The sequence below is a fragment of the Ectothiorhodospira shaposhnikovii genome, from assembly GCF_047222355.1.
Taxonomy (GTDB): Bacteria; Pseudomonadota; Gammaproteobacteria; order Ectothiorhodospirales; family Ectothiorhodospiraceae; genus Ectothiorhodospira.
Genome location: NZ_CP178333.1, coordinates 3009219 through 3028569 on the forward strand (window position 1 = coordinate 3009219; position 19351 = coordinate 3028569).

At 64.5% G+C, this 19351-nt stretch carries 19 protein-coding genes; 12 read left to right on the top strand and 7 right to left on the bottom strand.

Annotation, left to right across the window (positions count from 1 at the left end; all coding sequences use genetic code 11):
* Positions 1-3: 3 nt before the first annotated feature.
* From ACLF6L_RS13795 to ACLF6L_RS13815, 5 genes are read left to right on the top strand one after another with little or no spacing between them, the layout of a single operon-like run.
* Complete coding sequence (locus tag ACLF6L_RS13795; protein ID WP_238616314.1) at positions 4-1278, top strand: bifunctional O-acetylhomoserine aminocarboxypropyltransferase/cysteine synthase; 1275 nt, start codon at positions 4-6, stop codon at positions 1276-1278.
* A gap of 53 nt (positions 1279-1331) precedes the next feature.
* Positions 1332-2555: an HDOD domain-containing protein gene (locus ACLF6L_RS13800; protein WP_412851904.1), complete on the top strand. Its 1224-nt coding sequence runs from the start codon at positions 1332-1334 to the stop codon at positions 2553-2555.
* Entirely contained in the window at positions 2548-3783 is a 1236-nt protein-coding gene (locus tag ACLF6L_RS13805; RefSeq protein ID WP_238616316.1) for an HDOD domain-containing protein, read from the top strand. Before ACLF6L_RS13800 ends, ACLF6L_RS13805 begins: the two co-directional genes overlap by 8 nt.
* Before the next feature lie 46 nt (positions 3784-3829).
* Positions 3830-4819, top strand: a complete 990-nt coding sequence (gene lipA / locus ACLF6L_RS13810; protein WP_238616317.1) for a lipoyl synthase — start codon at positions 3830-3832, stop codon at positions 4817-4819.
* A complete protein-coding gene (locus ACLF6L_RS13815) occupies positions 4812-5558 on the top strand; it encodes a HesA/MoeB/ThiF family protein (RefSeq protein ID WP_238616318.1) in 747 nt (248 codons plus the stop codon). The genes lipA and ACLF6L_RS13815 overlap by 8 nt, the downstream gene beginning before the upstream one ends.
* 13 nt (positions 5559-5571) lie before the next feature.
* Here ACLF6L_RS13815 and gatB read toward each other — a convergent pair whose 3' ends face one another.
* From gatB to gatC, 3 genes are all read right to left on the bottom strand, one after another.
* Complete coding sequence (gatB, locus tag ACLF6L_RS13820) at positions 5572-7005, bottom strand: Asp-tRNA(Asn)/Glu-tRNA(Gln) amidotransferase subunit GatB (protein ID WP_412852793.1); 1434 nt, start codon at positions 7003-7005, stop codon at positions 5572-5574.
* Between the two features lie 26 nt (positions 7006-7031).
* Positions 7032-8486: an Asp-tRNA(Asn)/Glu-tRNA(Gln) amidotransferase subunit GatA gene (gene gatA, locus ACLF6L_RS13825; protein WP_238616319.1), complete on the bottom strand. Its 1455-nt coding sequence runs from the start codon at positions 8484-8486 to the stop codon at positions 7032-7034.
* Between the two features lie 66 nt (positions 8487-8552).
* Entirely contained in the window at positions 8553-8840 is a 288-nt protein-coding gene (gatC, locus tag ACLF6L_RS13830) for an Asp-tRNA(Asn)/Glu-tRNA(Gln) amidotransferase subunit GatC (RefSeq protein WP_008932435.1), read from the bottom strand.
* A 126-nt stretch (positions 8841-8966) separates the two neighbouring features.
* On the opposite strand from gatC, the gene ACLF6L_RS13835 reads away from it, so the two are divergent.
* The 3 genes from ACLF6L_RS13835 to mreD all read left to right on the top strand — a co-directional run bounded on the left by ACLF6L_RS13835 (position 8967) and on the right by mreD (position 11492).
* Complete coding sequence (locus tag ACLF6L_RS13835; protein ID WP_238616320.1) at positions 8967-10013, top strand: rod shape-determining protein; 1047 nt, start codon at positions 8967-8969, stop codon at positions 10011-10013.
* A 155-nt stretch (positions 10014-10168) separates the two neighbouring features.
* On the top strand, positions 10169-11008 hold the full coding sequence (gene mreC, locus ACLF6L_RS13840) for a rod shape-determining protein MreC (RefSeq protein WP_238616321.1): 840 nt from the start codon (positions 10169-10171) through the stop codon (positions 11006-11008).
* Positions 11001-11492 carry a rod shape-determining protein MreD gene (gene mreD / locus ACLF6L_RS13845; RefSeq protein ID WP_238616322.1) on the top strand — a complete coding sequence of 164 codons (492 nt, stop codon included), beginning with the start codon at positions 11001-11003 and terminating at the stop codon, positions 11490-11492. The genes mreC and mreD overlap by 8 nt, the downstream gene beginning before the upstream one ends.
* A gap of 10 nt (positions 11493-11502) precedes the next feature.
* On the opposite strand, the gene ACLF6L_RS13850 is transcribed toward mreD, so the two are convergent.
* Positions 11503-12462, bottom strand: coding sequence for a ChaN family lipoprotein (locus tag ACLF6L_RS13850; RefSeq protein WP_412851905.1), 960 nt, complete (start codon positions 12460-12462; stop codon positions 11503-11505).
* Between the two features lie 130 nt (positions 12463-12592).
* Here ACLF6L_RS13850 and rnd point away from each other — a divergent pair, with 130 nt between their 5' ends.
* Positions 12593-13738, top strand: coding sequence for a ribonuclease D (gene rnd, locus ACLF6L_RS13855; protein WP_412851906.1), 1146 nt, complete (start codon positions 12593-12595; stop codon positions 13736-13738).
* 87 nt (positions 13739-13825) lie between these two features.
* Complete coding sequence (locus ACLF6L_RS13860; RefSeq protein WP_008932429.1) at positions 13826-14314, top strand: FKBP-type peptidyl-prolyl cis-trans isomerase; 489 nt, start codon at positions 13826-13828, stop codon at positions 14312-14314.
* Positions 14315-14535: 221 nt separating this feature from the next.
* On the opposite strand, the gene ACLF6L_RS13865 is transcribed toward ACLF6L_RS13860, so the two are convergent.
* Positions 14536-14742 (bottom strand): cold-shock protein, encoded by a 207-nt coding sequence (locus ACLF6L_RS13865; RefSeq protein WP_008932428.1) that lies wholly within the window; start codon positions 14740-14742, stop codon positions 14536-14538.
* 335 nt (positions 14743-15077) lie between these two features.
* On the bottom strand, positions 15078-15518 hold the full coding sequence (locus tag ACLF6L_RS13870) for a hypothetical protein (RefSeq protein ID WP_238616325.1): 441 nt from the start codon (positions 15516-15518) through the stop codon (positions 15078-15080).
* Between the two features lie 376 nt (positions 15519-15894).
* Between ACLF6L_RS13870 and ACLF6L_RS13875 the strand changes: the two genes are divergently transcribed.
* Positions 15895-16446, top strand: a complete 552-nt coding sequence (locus tag ACLF6L_RS13875; RefSeq protein ID WP_008931340.1) for a SprT-like domain-containing protein — start codon at positions 15895-15897, stop codon at positions 16444-16446.
* Positions 16447-16452: 6 nt separating this feature from the next.
* On the opposite strand, the gene ACLF6L_RS13880 is transcribed toward ACLF6L_RS13875, so the two are convergent.
* Positions 16453-18354 (bottom strand): ATP-binding cassette domain-containing protein, encoded by a 1902-nt coding sequence (locus tag ACLF6L_RS13880; protein WP_238616326.1) that lies wholly within the window; start codon positions 18352-18354, stop codon positions 16453-16455.
* Between the two features lie 134 nt (positions 18355-18488).
* On the opposite strand from ACLF6L_RS13880, the gene ACLF6L_RS13885 reads away from it, so the two are divergent.
* Complete coding sequence (locus tag ACLF6L_RS13885) at positions 18489-19343, top strand: ATPase (RefSeq protein ID WP_238616327.1); 855 nt, start codon at positions 18489-18491, stop codon at positions 19341-19343.
* Positions 19344-19351: the final 8 nt, after the last annotated feature.

Below are 19351 nucleotides of genomic sequence, written 5' to 3' on the forward strand. Positions count from 1 at the left end.
CCCATGAAATTCGAGACCCAGGCCATTCACGCCGGCTTCAGCCCCGACCCCACCACCAAGGCCGTGGCGGTGCCCATCTACCAGACCACGTCCTATGCCTTCGACGACACCCAGCATGGGGCCGACCTGTTCGACCTGAAGGTGGCGGGCAACATCTACACCCGCATCATGAACCCCACCACCGACGTGCTGGAAAAACGCCTGGCCGCCCTGGAAGGCGGCGTGGGCGCCCTGGCCCTGGCCTCGGGCATGGCCGCCGTCACCTATGCCATCATGACCATCGCCGAGGCGGGACATAACATCGTCACCACCAGTACCCTCTACGGCGGCACCTACAACTTGTTCGCCCATACCCTGCCCCGCTACGGCATTGAGGTCCGCTTCGCCGCCCCCGGCGACATTGATGGCATGCGCGCCCTGATGGACGACAACACCCGGGCGGTATTCTGCGAATCCGTCGGCAACCCGGCCGGCAACGTGGCGGACCTGCGGGCTCTGGCGGACATGGCCCACGCCCACGGCGTGCCGCTGATCGTGGACAATACCGTGCCCACCCCCTACCTGTGCCGCCCCTTCGAGCACGGTGCCGACATCGTGGTGCATGCCCTCACCAAGTACATGGGCGGACACGGCACCACCGTGGCCGGGGCCATCGTGGATTCGGGCAATTTCCCCTGGGCGGAACACAAGGATCGCTTCATCCGCCTGTGCGAGCCGGACCGGTCCTACCATGGCGTGGTCTACACCGAGGCCTTCGGTGCCGCCGCCTATATCGGCCGCGCCCGGGTGGTCCCCCTGCGCAACATGGGCGCCGCCCTGTCCCCATTCAACAGCTTCCTGATCCTGCAAGGCATCGAGACCCTGGCGGTGCGCATGGACCGGCACTGCGAGAACGCCTTGCGGGTGGCCCGATTCCTCAAGGCGCACCCCGGCGTGAGCTGGGTGCGCTTTGCCGGCCTGGAAGACCATCCCGATCACGCCCTGGCGCAAAAATACATGGACGGCCGCGCCGCCAGCATCCTGTCCTTCGGCATCAAGGGCGGCCGCGAGGCCGGTGCCCGCTTCATCGACGCCCTGAACCTGGCCGTGCGTCTGGTGAACATCGGCGATACGAAGACCCTGGCCTGCCATCCAGCCACCACCACCCATCGTCAGCTGTCGCCGGAAGAGCTGCAAAAAGCCGGCGTTTCCGAGGACATGGTCAGGCTTTCCATTGGCATCGAGCACGTGGATGATATCCTTGCAGACTTGGACCAGGCCCTGGCGGCCGCCGGCTGAATGCGGCTACCGGCCCGGTCCGCATCCAATCCGCCATCAGGAATCACGTCACCATGGCAGCCAGCATCGATGCCCCCCGCTTCGAGGATCTCGTCCCCATCAACGAGCTGTCAGAAGCCGGGCGCAACCAGCTCAGGATCCATCTGCGCAAGGGCGTCCTGCGCGCCGGCAACAAACTCAGCCCCGGCCATGACGCGGCGGATCTGGTGTACCTGCTGTCCGGTCGCCTGAGCCTGGTGTCCCGCGGCGTGCCCGAAGAGGTGCGCGGCGGGATGGAGCGGGCCTGCCAGCCCCTGTTCTCCGACCGTCACCAGGGGGAGTTTGCCGTGGCGGAAACCGACTGCATTCTCCTGCGCGTCAACCGGCAGGTCTTCACGGCCCTGCTGAGCCGGGAGCGCACGGCCGGCGTCGAGGTGGTGGACGTGGACGTGGACGAGACCCAGAGCTCCATCTTCCGGGATCTCTACCAGGCCACCATCAATGGCCGCCTGGAGCTGCCGCCGATGCCCGAAGTGGCCATGCGCATCCAGCGCATGGCCCAGGATCCGGACGTGGGGGTCAGCGAGATCACCCAGGTGATCCAGACCGACCCGGTGGTGGCGGGCGCCATCATGCACGCCACCAACAGCCCCCTGTTCCGGGCCGGCAAGCCCATCAACAACATCCGCGACGCGGTCATACGCTTGGGGTTCAACGCCACCCAGAAACTGGCGTTCAACATTGCCATGCGGCAGGCCTTCCAGGCCCGCTCCCCCAAAACCCGCCAACACATGCGCGAACTGTGGGACCGCAGCGTCGACATCTCCGCGATCGCCTATGTGCTGGGCAGACACCTCAAGGGTTTCGACCCGGACCGGGCCCAGTTGGCGGGCCTGATGCACGAGATCGGCACCATCCCGATCCTGAACTACCTGGACCGTCACGAGATCCATCTCAATGATGAACAACTGGAACACACCATCACCAAGCTGCGCGGCATGACCGGCGTCATGGTACTGAACTACTGGGGCATGGACCCTGAACTGGTGAGCGTGGCGGAACATGCGGGCAACTGGCAGCGGGAACACCCGAATCCCGGCGACTACTGCGATCTGGTGATCGTGTCACGCCTGCTCAGCGGGCGGGATGCCGGCACCGGCGCGGGATTGCCCCCCCTCGATCAGGTTCCCGCCTTCCAGAAACTGGATCTGGGCCCGCTCGACGATGACATGAGCCTGGGATTGCTCAAGGAAACCGAACAGGAAATCGCCGCCCTCAGGAACATACTCCATGGCTGACAGCATCTCCGCAGATACACTGACCGGCCTGCAGCCACTGCAGGAACTGGGCGAACAGTCCCGAGGCAGTCTGGCCAGCAAGGCCACCGTGAGAACCCTCAAACCAGGCACACGGATCACGGCCGCGGAAGAGAACCGCTGGATGCTCTACGTCCTGGCCGGACGCATCACCTTCGTGGCCAATGACAAGCCGATACTGATCGAGGCAGGCAGCCCGCGGGCGCAACACCCTCTGTTCAGCGCGAAAAACCTGCGGGAGTTTGCCGTATGCGCCACCCCGGCACAGATCCTGTGCATTGACCGCAACATGTACGAGTCCCTCAGCCAACAGCAACGGGATGCCAATTTCGAGGTGCAGGAAACCATTCTCAGCCCCACCGAGAGCGCCCTTTTCGCCAGGATCTACCAGCATATCGTCACCGGACGCCTGGATCTGCCGGCCATGCCCGAAGTGGCCGTCAAGATTCAGGGCGCGATCAATGCCTCCGACGCGGACGCCTACCGGCTGTCGCGGATCATCCAGATGGACCTGGCCGTGACCGGCGGCCTGGTCAAGGCCGCCAACAGCGCCCTTTACGGCGGTGCAAGCCCGGTCAGCAGCGTGCGGGATGCCATTGTCAGACTGGGTTTTGATGTCACCCGACAGTTGGTGATCAGCATCGCCATGAAACAGGTCTTCAGCACGGACATACCCGCCCTGAAAAAGCGCATGCGGACACTGTGGGACCGCAGCGTGCACGTCTCCGCCCTGAGCTACGTGCTGGCCCGCCACAGTCAGCGTTTCGATCCGGAACATGCCATGCTTGCCGGGCTGCTCTATCAGGTCGGCATGGTCCCCCTGCTGGACCATATCGGGCGCCGGTACAGCGACATCCCGGAAACCGAGATCGACAGCATCCTCACCCGACTGCATCCGGTGGTGGGGGAACTGGTGATCAATTACTGGGGGCTTGGTCCCGATATCTGTCAGGTGGTGCGGGAGTGCGGCAACCTGGAACGCAACGGCCACAACACCCCGGATTACTGTGACGTGGTGCTGGTCGCCGACCTCTACCGCAGAGCCCACGACCGCAACGACACCCATGCGCCGAGTTATCACCAGGTACCCGCCTACGAAAAGCTGGGACTCCCCGAACCCGACGACGATTTGAAGATCAACATCATCAGCGAGGCCGAGGAAGAAATCCGCGAGGTCATGGACTTCCTCAAGGGCATCAAAGTGGTCTGAGCACCTTGGTCAGTCGCACGCCCATCCCAGCCCTACAGGATATGCCATGAGTCATCCCCCCCAGCGCCCGGTTCAGGGTGAAAAGCTGCGCGCCGCCGACAAGGTGGCCCGCATCCCGGTCAAGGTGGCCCCCACCGTGCAAGTCCAGCGCAAGCCGCCGTGGATTCGCGCCCGGGCCCAGGGCAGCCCGGAAGTTCAACGCCTCAAGCGGGTACTGCGGGACAGTCACTTGCATACCGTCTGCGAAGAAGCCGCCTGCCCCAATCTGGGGGAATGTTTCGGCCACGGCACCGCCACTTTCATCATCATGGGTGACATCTGCACCCGGCGTTGTCCTTTTTGCGACGTGGCCCACGGCCGCCCCAATCCCCTGGATCCGGAAGAACCCGTGAACCTGGCCCGCACGGTGCGGGCCATGGGCCTGCGCTACGTAGTCATCACTTCGGTGGACCGGGACGACCTGCGGGATGGCGGCGCCGCCCATTTCGTCGACTGCATCCGCGAGACCCGCGCCCTGTGCCCCGAGATCCGCATCGAGATCCTGGTGCCGGACTTTCGCGGTCGTATGGAGATCGCCCTGGAGATCCTGGATCAGGCCCCGCCGGACGTCTTCAACCACAACATGGAGACCGTTCCACGACTGTATCGGCAGGCCCGTCCCGGCGCCGACTATGCCTGGTCCCTGGCCCTGCTCAAGGCCTTCAAGGCCCGACACCCGGACATCCCCACCAAGTCCGGACTCATGCTGGGGCTGGGTGAAACGTCGGCGGAAGTGGAAGCCGCGCTCAGGGACCTTAGGGACCATGACTGCGAGATGCTGACCCTGGGCCAGTACCTGCAACCTTCCCGGCACCATCTGCCGGTGAGCCGATTCGTCACCCCGGAGGAATTCGAGCGTCTGGCCCAGGTGGCCTACGGGCTGGGCTTCTCTCAGGTGGCCAGCGGCCCCATGGTGCGCTCCTCCTACCATGCGGACCAGCAGGCAGCCGCCTATGGCCTGGACGCCGGCGCCCGGGAACCCGCCGGTCATGGATGACCCGATTCTGCTGCGCTACAGTCGCCAGATCCTGTTGCCCCAGGTGGGCTACGAGGGTCAGGAACGGCTGGGGCAATCCCATGCCCTGATCATCGGCCTGGGGGGGCTGGGCAGTCCCGTGGCCCTGTACCTGGCCGCCGCCGGCGTGGGCCGGCTCACCCTGGTGGACTTCGACCGGGTGGATCTGTCCAACCTGCAGCGCCAGATCATCCATCGTACCGACCGCATCGGTCGGCCCAAGGTGACCTCGGCCGAGGAATCCATTGCCGGGATCAATCCCCTGGTGCGGGTGACCTGCATCGACCAGGCCCTGACAGGGGATGCCCTGGCCCAGGCCATGGCCGATGTGGACGTGGTGCTGGACTGTTCCGACAACTTCGCCACCCGCTTTGCGGTCAACCGGGCCTGTGTGGCCACGGGCACCCCCCTGGTATCGGCGGCGGTGATCCGGCTGGAGGGGCAGCTGTCGGTATTCGAGCCCCGGGTCGCGGACAGCCCCTGCTACCACTGTCTCTACGGAGAAGGCGAGGAGACCGCCGAGACCTGCAGCCGCAACGGGGTCCTGGCCAGCCTGCCGGGGGTGATGGGGACACTACAGGCCACCGAGGCCCTGAAACTACTGCTGGGCCTGCCCACGGTGCGGGGGCGGCTGCTGCTGCTGGATGCCCTGGCGATGGAGTGGCGCAGCATCCGGGTGAGGAAGGACCCGGGCTGCGCCGTCTGTGGGAAGGGGGGATGAGGGAGGAGGGGCGTCAGGACAGCTTCTGCTTGAGCAGATCGTTCACCTGCGCGGGGTTGGCTTTGCCGCCGGTGCGCTTCATCACCTGACCGACGAAGAAGCCGAACAGCTTGTCCTTGCCGCTGCGGTACTGCTCCAGCTGGGAAGGATTGTCGGCAATCACCTGATCGATCACTTGCTCGATGGCACCGGTATCGGTGATCTGCTTGAGCCCCTTGCGCTCGATCACTTGATCCGCATCGCCTTCACCGGCCCACATGGCCTCGAAGACCTCCTTGGCGATCTTGCCGGAGATGGTGTTGTCCTGGATGCGTCGCAGCAGTCCCCCCAGGGCCTCGGCGGAGACGGGGCTGTCGGTGATCTCCCGGCCTTCCCGGTTGAGAGCGCCGGTCAGTTCCCCCATCACCCAGTTGGCCGCCAGCTTGGCCTGACCTTCCACGGCGACCGCCACCTGTTCGAAGTATTCAGCCATTTCCCGGCTGGCGGTAAGTACGCCGGCATCATAGGCGGACAGGCCGTGATCGTTCATGAAACGGTGCTTCTTCTCGTCCGGCAGCTCCGGCAGGGAACCCCGGACCTGTTCGATGAAGGCGGGCTCGATGTCCAGGGGCAACAGATCGGGATCCGGGAAATAGCGATAGTCGTTGGCCTCTTCCTTGGAACGCATGGAGCGGGTTTCACCCTTGTCCGGGTCGAACAGGCGGGTCTCCTGCACCACCGCGCCACCGCCTTCCAGGATGTCGATCTGACGCTCCACCTCGAAGTGAATGGCCCGCTCCAGGAACCGGAAGGAGTTGAGGTTCTTGATCTCGGTCCGGGTGCCGAACTTCTCGGTACCCTTGCGGCGCACGGACACATTGGCGTCGCAACGGAAGGAGCCTTCCTGCATGTTGCCGTCACAGATCTCCAGATAACGCACCAGGGCGTGGATCTTCTTCATGTAGGCCACCGCTTCGCGGGCGGAGCGCATGTCCGGCTCGGAGACGATCTCCAGCAAGGGGGTGCCGGCACGGTTCAGGTCCACCCCGGTCATGCCGTGGTAATCCTCGTGCAGACTCTTGCCCGCGTCTTCTTCCAGGTGAGCCCGGGTGACACCGATGGTACGGGTCTCGCCATCTTCCAGCTCGATTTCCACCTGCCCACGCCCCACCACGGGCAGCTCATACTGGGAGATCTGATACCCCTTGGGCAGGTCCGGATAGAAGTAATTCTTGCGGGCGAAGATCGAGCGGGGCGCAATGGGCGCACCGATGGCCAGGCCGAACTTGACGGCCATGCGCACCGCTTCCCGGTTCAGCACCGGCAGCACGCCGGGCAGCCCCAGGTCCACCGCGCAGGCCTGGGTGTTGGGCTCGGCGCCGTAGGCGGTGGAAGCGCCGGAAAAGATCTTGGATTTCGTGGACAGCTGGGCGTGGATTTCCAGCCCGATGACCGTTTCCCATTCCATCATTATCAGACCCCAGGTCTAAACAGTTATTCAAAGCCCGCGGGGGCCATCTGATGCCACTCGGTGCCCAGCTGGTACTGGTGAGCCACTCCCAGCAGGCGAGCCTCGTCGAAATAGTTGCCGATCAACTGCATGCCCACGGGCAGTCCCTCCGAAAAACCGGCGGGCAGGGACATGGCCGGCAGTCCGGCCAGATTGACCGCGATGGTGTAGACGTCCGACAGGTACATGGTCACCGGGTCGGCGGTCTTCTCGCCCAGGCGGAAGGCCGTGGTCGGGGTGGTGGGCGCCAGGATCACATCCACCTGCTCGAAGGCCTGGCGAAAATCGTCGGCGATCAGGCGGCGGATCTTCTGGGCCTTGAGGTAATAGGCATCAAAATACCCGGCCGAAAGGGCATAGGTACCCACCATGATGCGGCGCTGCACCTCGGGTCCGAAGCCTTCCCCCCGGGAGCGCATGTAGAGGTCCATCAGGTCCTTGGGGTCCTCGCAGCGGTAACCGTAGCGAACGCCGTCAAAACGCGCCAGGTTGGAGGAACACTCCGCCGGCGCCACCACATAGTAAACCGGCACCGACAGACCGGAATGGGGCAACGCCACCTCGACGAACTCGGCCCCCAGCTTCTTGTAGAAATCAATGGCCTCATCGATCACCCGGGCCACGCCCGGATCCATGCCCTCACCGAAGAACTCCCGCGGCAGGCCGATCCTCAGGCCCTTGAGGGTGGTATTGAGGCGGGCATTGAAGTCTTCAGCCGGGCGCTCCAGGCTGGTGGAATCCCGCTCGTCGAAACCGGCCATGACGTTGAGCATCAGGCCGCAGTCCTCGGCGGTACGGGCCATGGGGCCGCCCTGGTCCAGACTGGAGGCAAAGGCGATCATGCCCCAGCGGGAGACCCGTCCGTAGGTGGGCTTGAGGCCGGTAATACCGGTCAGGGCCGCCGGCTGGCGGATGGAGCCGCCGGTATCGGTCCCCGTCGCCCCCGGGGCGAGGCGGGCCGCCACCGCGGCGGCGGAACCCCCGGAGGAGCCACCGGGCACCCGCTGGGTGTCCCAGGGATTGTTCACCGGACCGTAGTAACTGGTCTCGTTGGAAGACCCCATGGCGAACTCGTCCATGTTGGTCTTGCCCAGCACCGGGCAGCCGACGGCCTTGAAGCGCTCCACCACCCCCGCATCGTAGGGGGAGATGAAGTTGTCCAGCATGCGGGAGGCGCAGGAGGTGCGTACGCCTTCGGTGCAGAAGATGTCCTTGTGAACGATGGGCACGCCGGTCAGCGGCCCGGCCTCGCCTCTGGCCCGGGCGGCGTCGGCGGCCCGGGCCGTCTCAAGGGCCTGCTCCGCGGTGACGGTGATCAGGCTGTTGAGACGATTATCCAGGGATTCGATGCGCCGCAGAAAGTGCTCGGTGAGTTCAACACTGGACACTTTGCCGTCCCCGAGGGCGGCGGCAAGTTCAGCGAGGGTCTTGTCGTGCATGGGAAATTCCGTGTTTGAAGGCCGTTGTGCAGGTCAGGCTGGCCGCGGCGGGCGACCCACCCCTGATCATTCTATGACCCTGGGCACCAGGTAGAGGCCGTCCTCCACCGCCGGGGCGATACGCTGGAAATGCGCCCGCCGGTCCGGCTCGGTGGGCGCGTCGGCACGCAGGCGCTGGGACAGTTCCAGGGGATGGGCCATCGGCTCCACGCCCTCGGTATCCACGCCTTCCATCTGCTCCACGAAGTCAAGGATGTCCGACAGGGTGCGGGCGTAGGTGTCCAGGTCCTCTTCCCGCACGTTCAGACGTGCCAGGTGGGCGATCTTCTTGACCTGTTCTTGTGACAGGGACATGGCGCGCTCCGGAATGTGTCCGATATTCATTGTGAAGCCGATTAAAGTAGCATAGTCCATGCCTTGCCCAAAGCCTCCCCCGGTTGCTAGAGTAGCGCCTTTCGCAGGCGACGCCCAAAAACCATCATGCTCAGCCGCATACTCGGTCTCCTTTCCAACGACATCTCCATTGATCTTGGTACCGCCAACACGCTGATCTACATGCGCGGCAAGGGTATCGTGCTCAACGAGCCATCCGTCGTGGCCATCCGTCAGGACCGTGGTCCCGGCGGCCCCCGCTCCATCGAGGCGGTGGGCTCGGCGGCCAAGAAGATGATCGGTCGGACGCCGGAGAACATTCAGGCCATCCGCCCGATGAAGGACGGCGTCATCGCCGACTTCACCACCACCGAGAAGATGCTGCAGCACTTCATCCGCAAGGTGCACAGCAACCATCTGTTCCGGCCCAGCCCGCGCGTACTGGTGTGCGTGCCCTGCGGCGCCACCCAGGTGGAGCGACGCGCCATCCGCGAGTCCGCCGCCGGCGCCGGTGCCCGCAAGGTCTACCTGATGGAAGAACCCATGGCCGCCGCCGTGGGCGCGGGGATCCCGGTGGACGAGGCTCGCGGCGCCATGGTGCTGGACATCGGCGGCGGGACCTCCGAAGTGGCCGTGCTGTCCCTCAACGGCATTGTCTATTCCGCCTCCGTGCGCATCGGCGGGGACACCTTCGATGACGCCATCATTTCCTATGTGCGTCGCAACTACGGCATCCTCATCGGCGAGGCCACCGCCGAGCGCATCAAGCACGAGATCGGCTCCGCCTACCCGGGCAAGGAACTGCTGGAAATCGAGGTCAAGGGCCGCAATCTGGCCGAGGGCGTGCCCCGCGCATTCACCCTCAACAGCAACGAGATCCTCGAATCCCTGCAGGAACCCCTGCACGGTATCGTCAGTGCCGTGCGCACGGCCCTGGAACAGACCCCGCCGGAACTGGGTTCCGACGTGGCGGAAAGGGGCATCGTGCTCACCGGCGGCGGCGCCCTGCTGCGGGATCTGGACCGCCTGCTGATGGAGGAGACCGGCATCCCCGTGGTGGTGGCCGACGACCCGCTCACCTGTGTCGCCCGCGGCGGCGGCAAGGTGCTGGAGATGCTGGACGAACACGGTGCCGATTTCCTGTCCATCGAATAGTCCCGACACCCGGCGCCGCCACTCCCCCTTCACCCGGCGGACCCTGACGGGTCCGTCCCGTCGCACCCCATGGATTCATTGCCGCAGGAGGGCCTGCTATCAAACAGCCGCTCTTCAACCTGGGGCCGTCTCCCGCTTTTCGGCTGGCACTGTGTGTGATCCTGTCCCTGGTGATCATGACCCTGGATCATCGCCACGACCACCTGCAGCAGGCCAGGACCACCCTCGCCCTGCTGGTGTATCCCGTGCAGTATCTGGCGGACCTGCCGGTGCGGACCGGTGACTGGATACGGGAACAGTTCTCCACCCACCAGACCCTGATCGCCGAAAACCGCGCCCTGCGCGAAGAACAGTTCCGGATGCGCAGCCTGCTGCTGCGCTTCGAAGCCCTGGAAACGGAGAATGCCCGGCTACGGGAACTGCTCGACACTTCCACGCGCCTGCGGGAGGAAGTGGTGATCGCGGAACTGCTGTCCGTGGATCTGGACCCGTTCCGACAGCAGGTTCTGGTCAACAAGGGGCATTTTCACGGCGTCTACGCGGGCCAGCCCCTGATCAATGCCGCCGGCGTGGTGGGGCAGATCCTGGAAGTCAACGCCCTGCACAGTGTCGCCCTGCTGATCTCCGATCCCAGCCACGCCCTGCCCGTCCAGGTCAACCGCACCGGCCTGCGCACACTGGCGGTCGGCACCGGCAATCCCGAACGCCTGTCGCTGCGCTTCATCCCCCCCAGCGAGGACATCGAGCCCGGCGACATCATCAGCACCTCGGGGCTGGGCGGACGTTTCCCCGCCGACTATCCGGTGGCGCGGGTCGTCCGGGTCGAACGCCCTTCCGGCGAACCCTTCGCCGTGGTGGAGGCGAGGCCGATGGCCAGACTGGACCGCTCCCGGGAGGTGCTGCTGCTGTGGCCGGCCGACGGGGGGCGCCGGAACGGGCCGACCTCGCCCGCTGACACGGACACCCCGGCAGCCACGGAGGAGGACCATGGATAAAATCCGCGGCCTGCTGTTGGTCATCCCCCTGACCCTCCTTGCAGCCTTTGTGCTGACCATCCTGCCGCTGCCGGACTGGGCCATCCACTGGCGTCCGGAATGGGTGGCCATGACGGTCATCTACTGGAACATGGCTCTGCCGCGACGGGTGGGCGTGGGTACCGCCTGGCTCCTCGGCCTGCTGCTGGACGTGACCAAGGGTGCTCTGCTGGGTCAGCACGCCTTGGCCATGGCGCTGATCGCCTGGATCAGCATCCGCCTGCATCAGCGAATCCGGGTCTACCCCCTGTGGCAGCAGGCCATCACCGTCGGCGCCCTGCTGGCCCTGTTCAAGCTGATGGTGCTATGGGTCTACGGCATCACCGGACATGCGCCGGGCACCTGGCTGTACTGGGCCCCGCTGGCCGCCAGCATCCTGCTGTGGCCGCTGATTTTCGTGCTCCTGCGACGGATACGTCGCCGCTGGTGCCTGAGCCTGGCCTGAGTGCCCCGGGTCAACCCGACCGCATCCGCTCCAGTTGTTCACGAAAGTCATCACAGGGATCGGTGATGCGCAGCCTCGGCGTGAACCAGACCCAGTGATGGACCTGGGGCGTGGCGGAGGCATAGTCGGCCATCGACGCCGCCTCTTCCCTCACCTCCACAAAGGCAAGACTCAGCACCGTCCGCTCCGGGGCCTGCCGATGCAGATAGAGGGGCACCCCATGGTCCAGCCGGACATGACCACTGCCGGCAATGAGAATGGCCGGCCGCCCCGTCACGGCCGCCATGCGCCGGGCCATGTAGGCATCCCGGGCGCGCTGGGCGTTGACCATGCCCGCCGCCCGGGTCTCGGGCAGATAACCACAGTGTGCATCCAGGATGCGTCGGGTCAGGGTCGACAGGGCCTCATCGGGCAACGGTGCGTCCAACCCCAGATCCGACAGGGCCTCATCCAGCACCTGGAAGCCCTCGCGGGCCACCGCCAGGGCGGCACTGCCGGAGAGATTCCCGGCGATGATCGGCAGCCCGTGGTTCAGGGCATGCTGCACCAGCGCCCGGTACTCGTCCCAGGGCCATTGCCGCCCCATCACCCCGGTCCGCTCCGCCAGCCCATTCGCGTCACGCCCTCCCTCGGCCCGATAGGCATCGATGGCCGGCTGATCCTCCAGGTCGAAGATCTCGAACACCAGAGCCGGCTTGCGATCCGTCATCGCCTCCACCAGGGTCAGCTGCAGGCGGTGGTGATCCGGATTGCCGTGGACTTCTCCCAGCAGCAGGAAATCCGCCCGTCGCAGATCGTCGATCAGGTCCGCGCCGTCATCACCGAGTGAATCATGATGGGACCAGCGCTGCCCCACCAGCGGGTGATCCTGAAGATGGGGCGCCAGCCACGGCTGTCCGGACCAAGCCGGCAAGGGCAGGATCAGGGCGATCAGCAACAGGCAGTGGAACAACCATCGATGCAAAGACATGGGTGGGATCCTTGTGCAACCGAAGGGAGTGTGATGGTGTCAACGGTATACTATCGACCCGAAGGCCCGCCAGGCCAAGCCCACAGACCGGAGCCAAGACCCGCCTCCGGCAGGAGACCGTGACCCATCCATGGACCATGCACGCTTTATCGACACCCCCGAGGCCCTCGAAGCCCTTTGCCGCGACCTGGAGTCCTGCTCCTGGCTTGCCCTGGACACGGAGTTCATCCGCGAAAAGACCTACTATCCCCAACTCTGCCTGATCCAGGTCGCCACCCCCGATCTGGTGGCCTGCATCGACCCGTTGGCCCTGGAAGACCTGGCCCCGCTCGACAGGCTGCTCCGGCGGCCCGATCTGCTCAAGGTTCTGCACGCCGCGGGACAGGATCTGGAGATCTTCTACCACCGGGACGGTACCGTGCCCGCGCCGATATTCGATACCCAGGTGGCCGCCTCCCTGCTGGGTCATGGTGATCAGATCGGTTACGGCAAGCTGATCCAGGCCGTGCTGGGGGTGGAACTGGAAAAGGGCCATTCCCGCACCGACTGGGCCCGTCGTCCACTGGACCCCGAGCAACTGGCCTATGCGGCGGATGACGTCCGCTATCTGGCCCAGGCCTACCCCCGGATCCGTGACGCCCTGGAACGCAGTGGCCGCCTGACCTGGCTGGAGGAGGATTTCCGGCGCCTCGCCGATCCGGCCGGCTACGAGCCGGCTCCTGACGCCATGTGGCGCCGCCTGAAGGGCATCAACACCCTGCGCGGCATCCAGCTGGCGATCGCCCGGGAACTGGCCCGCTGGCGCGAGCAGGAGGCCATGCGGGCGGACCGGCCCCGCCGCTGGCTGCTGCAGGACGAGGTGATCCTGGATCTGGCTCGCCGCAAGCCCTCCACCCCGGCAGACCTGGAGCGCATCCGGGGCCTGCAGGAACAGACCCTGCGCCGGCACAGCCAGACCCTGCTGGATCTGGTGCGCGCGGGCCTGTCCTGCCCGCAAGAGGCATGGCCCGTATTGCCGCCCCGGGTCCAGCTGTCACCGGCCCAGGAGGCCTTGGCGGACGTGGCCATGGGACTGCTGCGCCATCAGGCCCAGCTGAACGATATCAGCCCGGCGGCCATCGCCACCCGCAAGGATGTGGAAAGCCTGGTCGCCGGCAATGCCGACTGCGCCCTGCTCAAGGGCTGGCGCGCCCGCCTGGCGGGCAAGACCCTGCTGCAATGGTTGCAGGGAGAACGCGCCATGCGGGTGGAGTCGGGACAATTGCACCTGGACTGACGGAGTTCTTGTGTTCCGCGGGTGATCTATACATGCCAGGCGCGTTAGACTGGCGCTTCATTCATAAAGAATCAGAGGATCGGCCTCATGCAGATCGGCAGCAACAAGGTAGTCAGCATCGCGTACACGCTTACCGACGAAGAAGGCCGCGTGATCGACCAGTCATCCGAACAGGCGCCTTTCGCCTATCTCCACGGTGCCAGCAACATCATTCCCGGGCTGGAAAAGGCCTTGGAGGGAAAGCAGGCCGGTGATGAACTGGAAGTGAAAGTGGCCCCCGAACAGGCCTATGGAGAGCGGGACGACAGCCTTGTTCACACCCTCAACCGCAGTCAGTTCCAGGGGGTGGATGAGCTGGAGGTGGGGATGCAGTTCCATGCCGGCGGTGACAATGGCGGCATGCAGGTGGTCACCATCACCGCCATCGACGGGGACGACGTGGTCATCGATGCCAATCATCCACTGGCCGGCGTCACCCTGAATTTCCAGGTGAAGATCCATGAGGTACGGGACGCCACCCCGGAAGAGCTGGACCACGGCCATGCCCATGGCCCTGGTGCCGCCAACGATCACTGAATGGCGAACACCAAGGGCGCAGGGAAGCGCCCTCGGCACTTTGCGGGGAGATGTTCAAAGGTACGGGAAGAACGTCCCTGTCCGGCGAAAATCAGAGGCGTGTCATCGGATGACTGCCGGTACAGGCCCGGAGGATAGCTGGAGAAAAGACCGAGCGGACGGGCCAAAAAAAAAGAGCTGGGACCCTCATGCAAGGATCCCAGCTCTAGCAGGGACAGAACTCAGGCGTCGATGGTCACATTGACGGCCTGCAGGCCCTTGGGACCCTGCTGAACCTGGTAGTTGACCTTCTGGCCTTCAGCCAGGGTCTTGAAGCCATCGGAGTTGATGGCAGAGTAATGCACGAACACGTCGGCACCACCGTCTGCAGGGGCGATAAAGCCAAAACCCTTCGTTTCATTGAACCACTTAACAGTACCGGTAGACATTGACTAAACCTCAATCTGATCTTTCAAGTTAACTACAGCTCCATGCAGCGGTTCCCGTGCCGACGTTAAACGGACAACCCGCACCACCACACAGGAGCCAGTCTATCCGCTTAGTGGCTCACATGCTATAGCGTTATGCATGCCCAACCCCGCCCGAGCCGGAAAAGCCCCTCGGGAAAAACGGGATTTTTTCCATTGCATCAAATCGTTGCCGAAATCAGGGCTGATCCGAAATACCTCCCGTGAAGGGCAAAAAAAATGCGCCGACGGCGGTCTCAAGCCCTGGGAAGGCCCTTGCGGGCACCCGTGACCGGGTGCCCGACAGTGCCGGAGCCTCAGGCGGCGGCGTAGATTCCCCGTCCGGTGTTGCGCAGGCGGCCGTTGCGCTTGAGGTAAGCCAGGGTCTGGCTGATGTTACGGGTTTCGACGCCCTGGGAAGCCAGTCGACTCTTCAATTCCTTGGTGCTCATCTCGCCCTGCTCGTTGATGATATCAACCACCATGCGACTGAGATTGGCATTGCCGTTGCCGGCGCCTGCACCGCCCTTGGCGGAAGCCTTGCGGCGTGACGCGGTACGACCGCCCAGCGCCTTGATTTCCTTGTCGATGGCGGCCAGCTCGGCGGCCTGGCGGGCCACCACTTCCTTGCGCCGGGCCTGCAGGGCTTCCAGCTGTTCGCGCCGGGCCTTGGCTTCACGCTCCTTCTCCTGCTCCTCCCGCTGACGGGCCAGCACATAGAGCTCTTCGGCAGACATGCTGTCCAGGATATTATTCATTCTTAACAACTCCCAAAAATTTCAGAGATTCAAATAACGTTTTTTTTGAAAACAAAAAGTGCATCGGGTTCCAAGAACCCGATGCACTTTGGGCATACATGATTAGTAAAGCCGGAAAGGACTCTTCCTGAGTGGCGCCATTTTCCGCGACCCCATTGAAAATGTCAAAACCACGAAATACTCAATTCAGTTCGGAAAAACCGGTGACCGCCTCGCAACGACACAGCTGTCAAAACTCAAGATGCGGGAGAGATACAGGATTAAGTCACCCCATGTTCCGGAACACGGACAACCCGCCGATGTCGAAACCAGTCGTTGCGATCCGACCAACCCCGCTTCACAATCGGTCCTCGAATCATCCGAATGCTGACTGCCCATGCCCCTCAATCCCGAACAACAACAAAACATCCAGGACAAGGCCCGAGAGCTGTACGCCCGCGCGGCACGACTCTACCGGCTTCAGGAAACACCTCCCGAAGTACGCCTGGATCTGCGTGGACGGGCGGCGGGTCAATGGCGGGTGACGGCGGGTCGGGAGTCGCTGCGTTTCAATCCCCACATCTTTGCCCTCGACTGGCACAATCATTTTCCAGACACCATCGCCCACGAGGTGGCCCATAGCGTGATCTACCGCCGTTTCGGCCTGGGCGCCGGACGTCGCCGCCCCCATGGCCCGGAATGGCAGGAAGTGATGACGAGACTGGGATTCGAGCCCCGTGTCACCCATGATACCGATCTCAGCCTGATCCCCACCCGCCAGGTCAGGACCTATCCCTACCGCTGTACCTGCCGGGTTTATGCCCTGGGGGTGCGACGACATGGCAACGCCCAGCGGGGAGAGCGGATCTACTACTGCCGCAGCTGTGGCGACAAGCTCCGGTTCGACCCCGACGCGAACACGGACACGCCGAAGAAGAAGTCGGCCTGATGCACACTATCCCCTGGAACGCCCTTCCAGGTCTTCCCAGCGGGCATAGGCGGTATTGAGTTCCGCTTCCTTGTCCGCCAGGGCCGACTGCATGGCGGCAATCTCGTCACCGCCGCGCTGATAGAAGGCGGGATCGCCCAGGGTGGTCTGAATCCCCGCCAGTTCCTCTTCCAGGGTCTCGATCCGCTGGGGCAGCGCCTCCAGTTCACGCTGTTCCTTGTAACTGAGTTTCACCACCCGTGGCGCCGGTTTCGATGCCGGCGCCGGGGCAGCCGCCGGCCGCGCCGGCTCGGCGGGCGCCCCCCTGGGAGCCGGGCGCTGGCGCAGCCAGTCACTGTAACCGCCCACATACTCCCGGAAACGCCCCTCCCCTTCCCAGGCGATGACGCTGGTGGCCACGTTATCCAGGAAGTCCCGGTCATGGCTCACCACCAGCACCGTGCCGTCAAACTCCACCAGGCGGGACTCCAGCATCTCCAGGGTATCCGCATCCAGATCATTGGTGGGTTCGTCGAGCACCAGCACGTTGGCGGGCCGGGTGAACAGCTTGGCCAGCAGCAGGCGGTTGCGTTCGCCTCCGGAAAGGGCCTTCACCGGCTGGCGGGCACGGGCCGGCTCGAACAGGAAATCCTGCAACCAGGACAGCACATGGCGACTCTCGCCGCCCACGGTGACCCGGTCACGACCCTCGCCCACGTTGTCCACCACGCTGGCCTCCTCATCCAGGGCGGACCGGTGCTGATCGAAATAGGCCACTTCCAGGTGTGTTCCCTGGCGCACCGTGCCCGCATCGGGCTGCAACTGCCCCAGCAAGAGCCGCAGCAACGTGGTCTTGCCGACGCCGTTGGGGCCGATGATGCCCACCTTGTCACCCCGCAGGATCAGGCTGGAGAAGTCACGGATCACCGGTTTCCCGGCGTAGCTGAAGCACAGGTTCTCGGCTTCCACCACGATGCGTCCGGATGGGGCCGCCGACTGGGTCTGCAGGCGGGCGGTGCCCAGACGCTCCCGACGTTCGGCCCGCTCCGCCCGCAGGGCCTTGAGGGCACGCACCCGGCCCTCGTTGCGGGTCCGCCGGGCCTTGATCCCCTGGCGGATCCAGACCTCCTCCTGGGCCAGTTTCTTGTCGAACAGGGCGTTCTGGCGCTCTTCCGCCTCCAGGGCCTCGGCCTTGCGCTGCAGGTAGGTGTCATAGTCGCCGGGCCAGCTGGTGAGCCGGCCCCGATCCAGCTCGATGATGCGGGTCGCCAGACGACGCAGAAAAGCCCGGTCATGGGTGATGAACAGCAGGCTGCCCTCGAACCCTAGCAAAAAACCTTCCAGCCACTGGATCGCATCCACGTCGAGATGGTTGGTGGGTTCGTCCAGCAGCAGAAGATCCGGCGCCGTCACCAGGGCGCGGGCCAGCAGCACGCGGCGCTTGAGCCCGCCGGAAAGACTGTCGAAGGGCGCCTCCCCCCGCAGTTCCAGGCGTGACAGCACCGTCTCCACCCGCTGCTCCAGGGTCCAGCCGCCCACCGCCTCCAGTTCATGCTGGCAACGCTCCAGGGCCTGCAACGCCTGGGGGTCGTCGGGCCGCTCGCCCAGGTCATGCACCAGCCGGTGATAGCGACGCACCAGTTCGCCCACATGGCCCAGCCCGTCGGCCACCACGTCGAAGACACTGCCGCCAAGCCCCTCCGGCACCGCCTGCTCCAGCATGGCCACCCTGAGACCGTCTCGACGCACGATCTCGCCGTCGTCGGCCTGCATGTCGCCGGTGATCAGGCGCATGAAGGTGGATTTGCCCACCCCGTTGCGTCCCACCAGGCACAGGCGCTCCCCCGGCTCGATGGACAGATCCACGCCGTCCAGCAGGTGATGCTGACCGAAACCGAGCTTGATATTGCGAAAGACGAGCAGAGGCATGGGGAATATCCGGTAAAATAAAGTCCCATTGTAACGCAGGGCAGATACGGGGATCGGGGCGGCGAGGATCGCCACTTTGCGGGCGTATCCCGTAAAATGCGGCCCGATCCATTCATCAATGACGGAATCCCCCCTTGAGACTCACGGCCTCCGAATACCGGCACTGGAAGAACAAGTCCATCACCCTGCTGGGCATGTCCGGCGTGGGCAAGACCCGCCTCGCCCACCAGCTCCGCCGCGCCCACTGGTTTCACTTCTCCGGGGACTACCGTATCGGCAGCCGCTATCTGGATGAGCCGATCCTGGACAACATCAAGCGCCAGGTGATGCACATTCCCTTTCTCAAGGAACTGCTGCGCTCCGACTCCATCAGCATCGTCAATAACCTGTCGGTGGACAACCTGCAGCCGGTCTCCAGCTTTCTCGGCAAGCTGGGCAATCCCGAACGGGGAGGCCTCTCCCTGAGGGAGTTCAAGCGCCGCCAGCGTCTGCATCATGACGCCGAAGTGGCCGCCATGCGCGATGTGCCCGAGTTCATCCTCAAGGCCCAGGATATCTATGGTTTCGATCACGTCATCAACGACGCCGGCGGCAGCGTCTGCGAACTGGATGACCCCGGTGTCATGGAACTGCTGGCGGAACACACCCTGATCATCTACATCAAGGCCACCGAGGCCAACGAGCAGGAACTGATCCGCCGCGCCGAGGAAAGCCCCAAGCCCCTGTATTACCGGGAAGACTTCCTGGACCGGGAACTGGCCCGCTATCTGGAAGAGAAGCAACTGGAATACGTGGCCCAGATGGATCCGGACGATTTTGTGCGCTGGACCTTCCCACGCCTGTTCCGGGATCGTCTACCCCGCTACGAGGCCCTGGCCAGGCGTTATGGCTACACCATCAATTCCGATGCCATCGCCCAGGTCCGCACCGAAGCGGATTTCAACAGTCTGATCGAACAGGCCCTGGACAGCCAGCGCCCGGAGCGCTGACGCCACGG

Excerpts from the sequence above, each read along its gene's own strand:
- ACLF6L_RS13795 (WP_238616314.1), top strand. The coding sequence starts at position 4 with ATGAAATTCGAGACCCAGGCCATTCACGCCGGCTTCAGCCCCGACCCC.
- ACLF6L_RS13800 (WP_412851904.1), top strand. The coding sequence starts at position 1,332 with ATGGCAGCCAGCATCGATGCCCCCCGCTTCGAGGATCTCGTCCCCATC.
- ACLF6L_RS13805 (WP_238616316.1), top strand. The coding sequence starts at position 2,548 with ATGGCTGACAGCATCTCCGCAGATACACTGACCGGCCTGCAGCCACTG.
- lipA (WP_238616317.1), top strand. The coding sequence starts at position 3,830 with ATGAGTCATCCCCCCCAGCGCCCGGTTCAGGGTGAAAAGCTGCGCGCC.
- ACLF6L_RS13815 (WP_238616318.1), top strand. The coding sequence starts at position 4,812 with ATGGATGACCCGATTCTGCTGCGCTACAGTCGCCAGATCCTGTTGCCC.
- gatB (WP_412852793.1), bottom strand. The coding sequence starts at position 7,005 with ATGGAATGGGAAACGGTCATCGGGCTGGAAATCCACGCCCAGCTGTCC.
- gatA (WP_238616319.1), bottom strand. The coding sequence starts at position 8,486 with ATGCACGACAAGACCCTCGCTGAACTTGCCGCCGCCCTCGGGGACGGC.
- gatC (WP_008932435.1), bottom strand. The coding sequence starts at position 8,840 with ATGTCCCTGTCACAAGAACAGGTCAAGAAGATCGCCCACCTGGCACGT.
- ACLF6L_RS13835 (WP_238616320.1), top strand. The coding sequence starts at position 8,967 with ATGCTCAGCCGCATACTCGGTCTCCTTTCCAACGACATCTCCATTGAT.
- mreD (WP_238616322.1), top strand. The coding sequence starts at position 11,001 with ATGGATAAAATCCGCGGCCTGCTGTTGGTCATCCCCCTGACCCTCCTT.
- ACLF6L_RS13850 (WP_412851905.1), bottom strand. The coding sequence starts at position 12,462 with ATGTCTTTGCATCGATGGTTGTTCCACTGCCTGTTGCTGATCGCCCTG.
- rnd (WP_412851906.1), top strand. The coding sequence starts at position 12,593 with ATGGACCATGCACGCTTTATCGACACCCCCGAGGCCCTCGAAGCCCTT.
- ACLF6L_RS13860 (WP_008932429.1), top strand. The coding sequence starts at position 13,826 with ATGCAGATCGGCAGCAACAAGGTAGTCAGCATCGCGTACACGCTTACC.
- ACLF6L_RS13865 (WP_008932428.1), bottom strand. The coding sequence starts at position 14,742 with ATGTCTACCGGTACTGTTAAGTGGTTCAATGAAACGAAGGGTTTTGGC.
- ACLF6L_RS13870 (WP_238616325.1), bottom strand. The coding sequence starts at position 15,518 with ATGAATAATATCCTGGACAGCATGTCTGCCGAAGAGCTCTATGTGCTG.
- ACLF6L_RS13875 (WP_008931340.1), top strand. The coding sequence starts at position 15,895 with ATGCCCCTCAATCCCGAACAACAACAAAACATCCAGGACAAGGCCCGA.
- ACLF6L_RS13880 (WP_238616326.1), bottom strand. The coding sequence starts at position 18,354 with ATGCCTCTGCTCGTCTTTCGCAATATCAAGCTCGGTTTCGGTCAGCAT.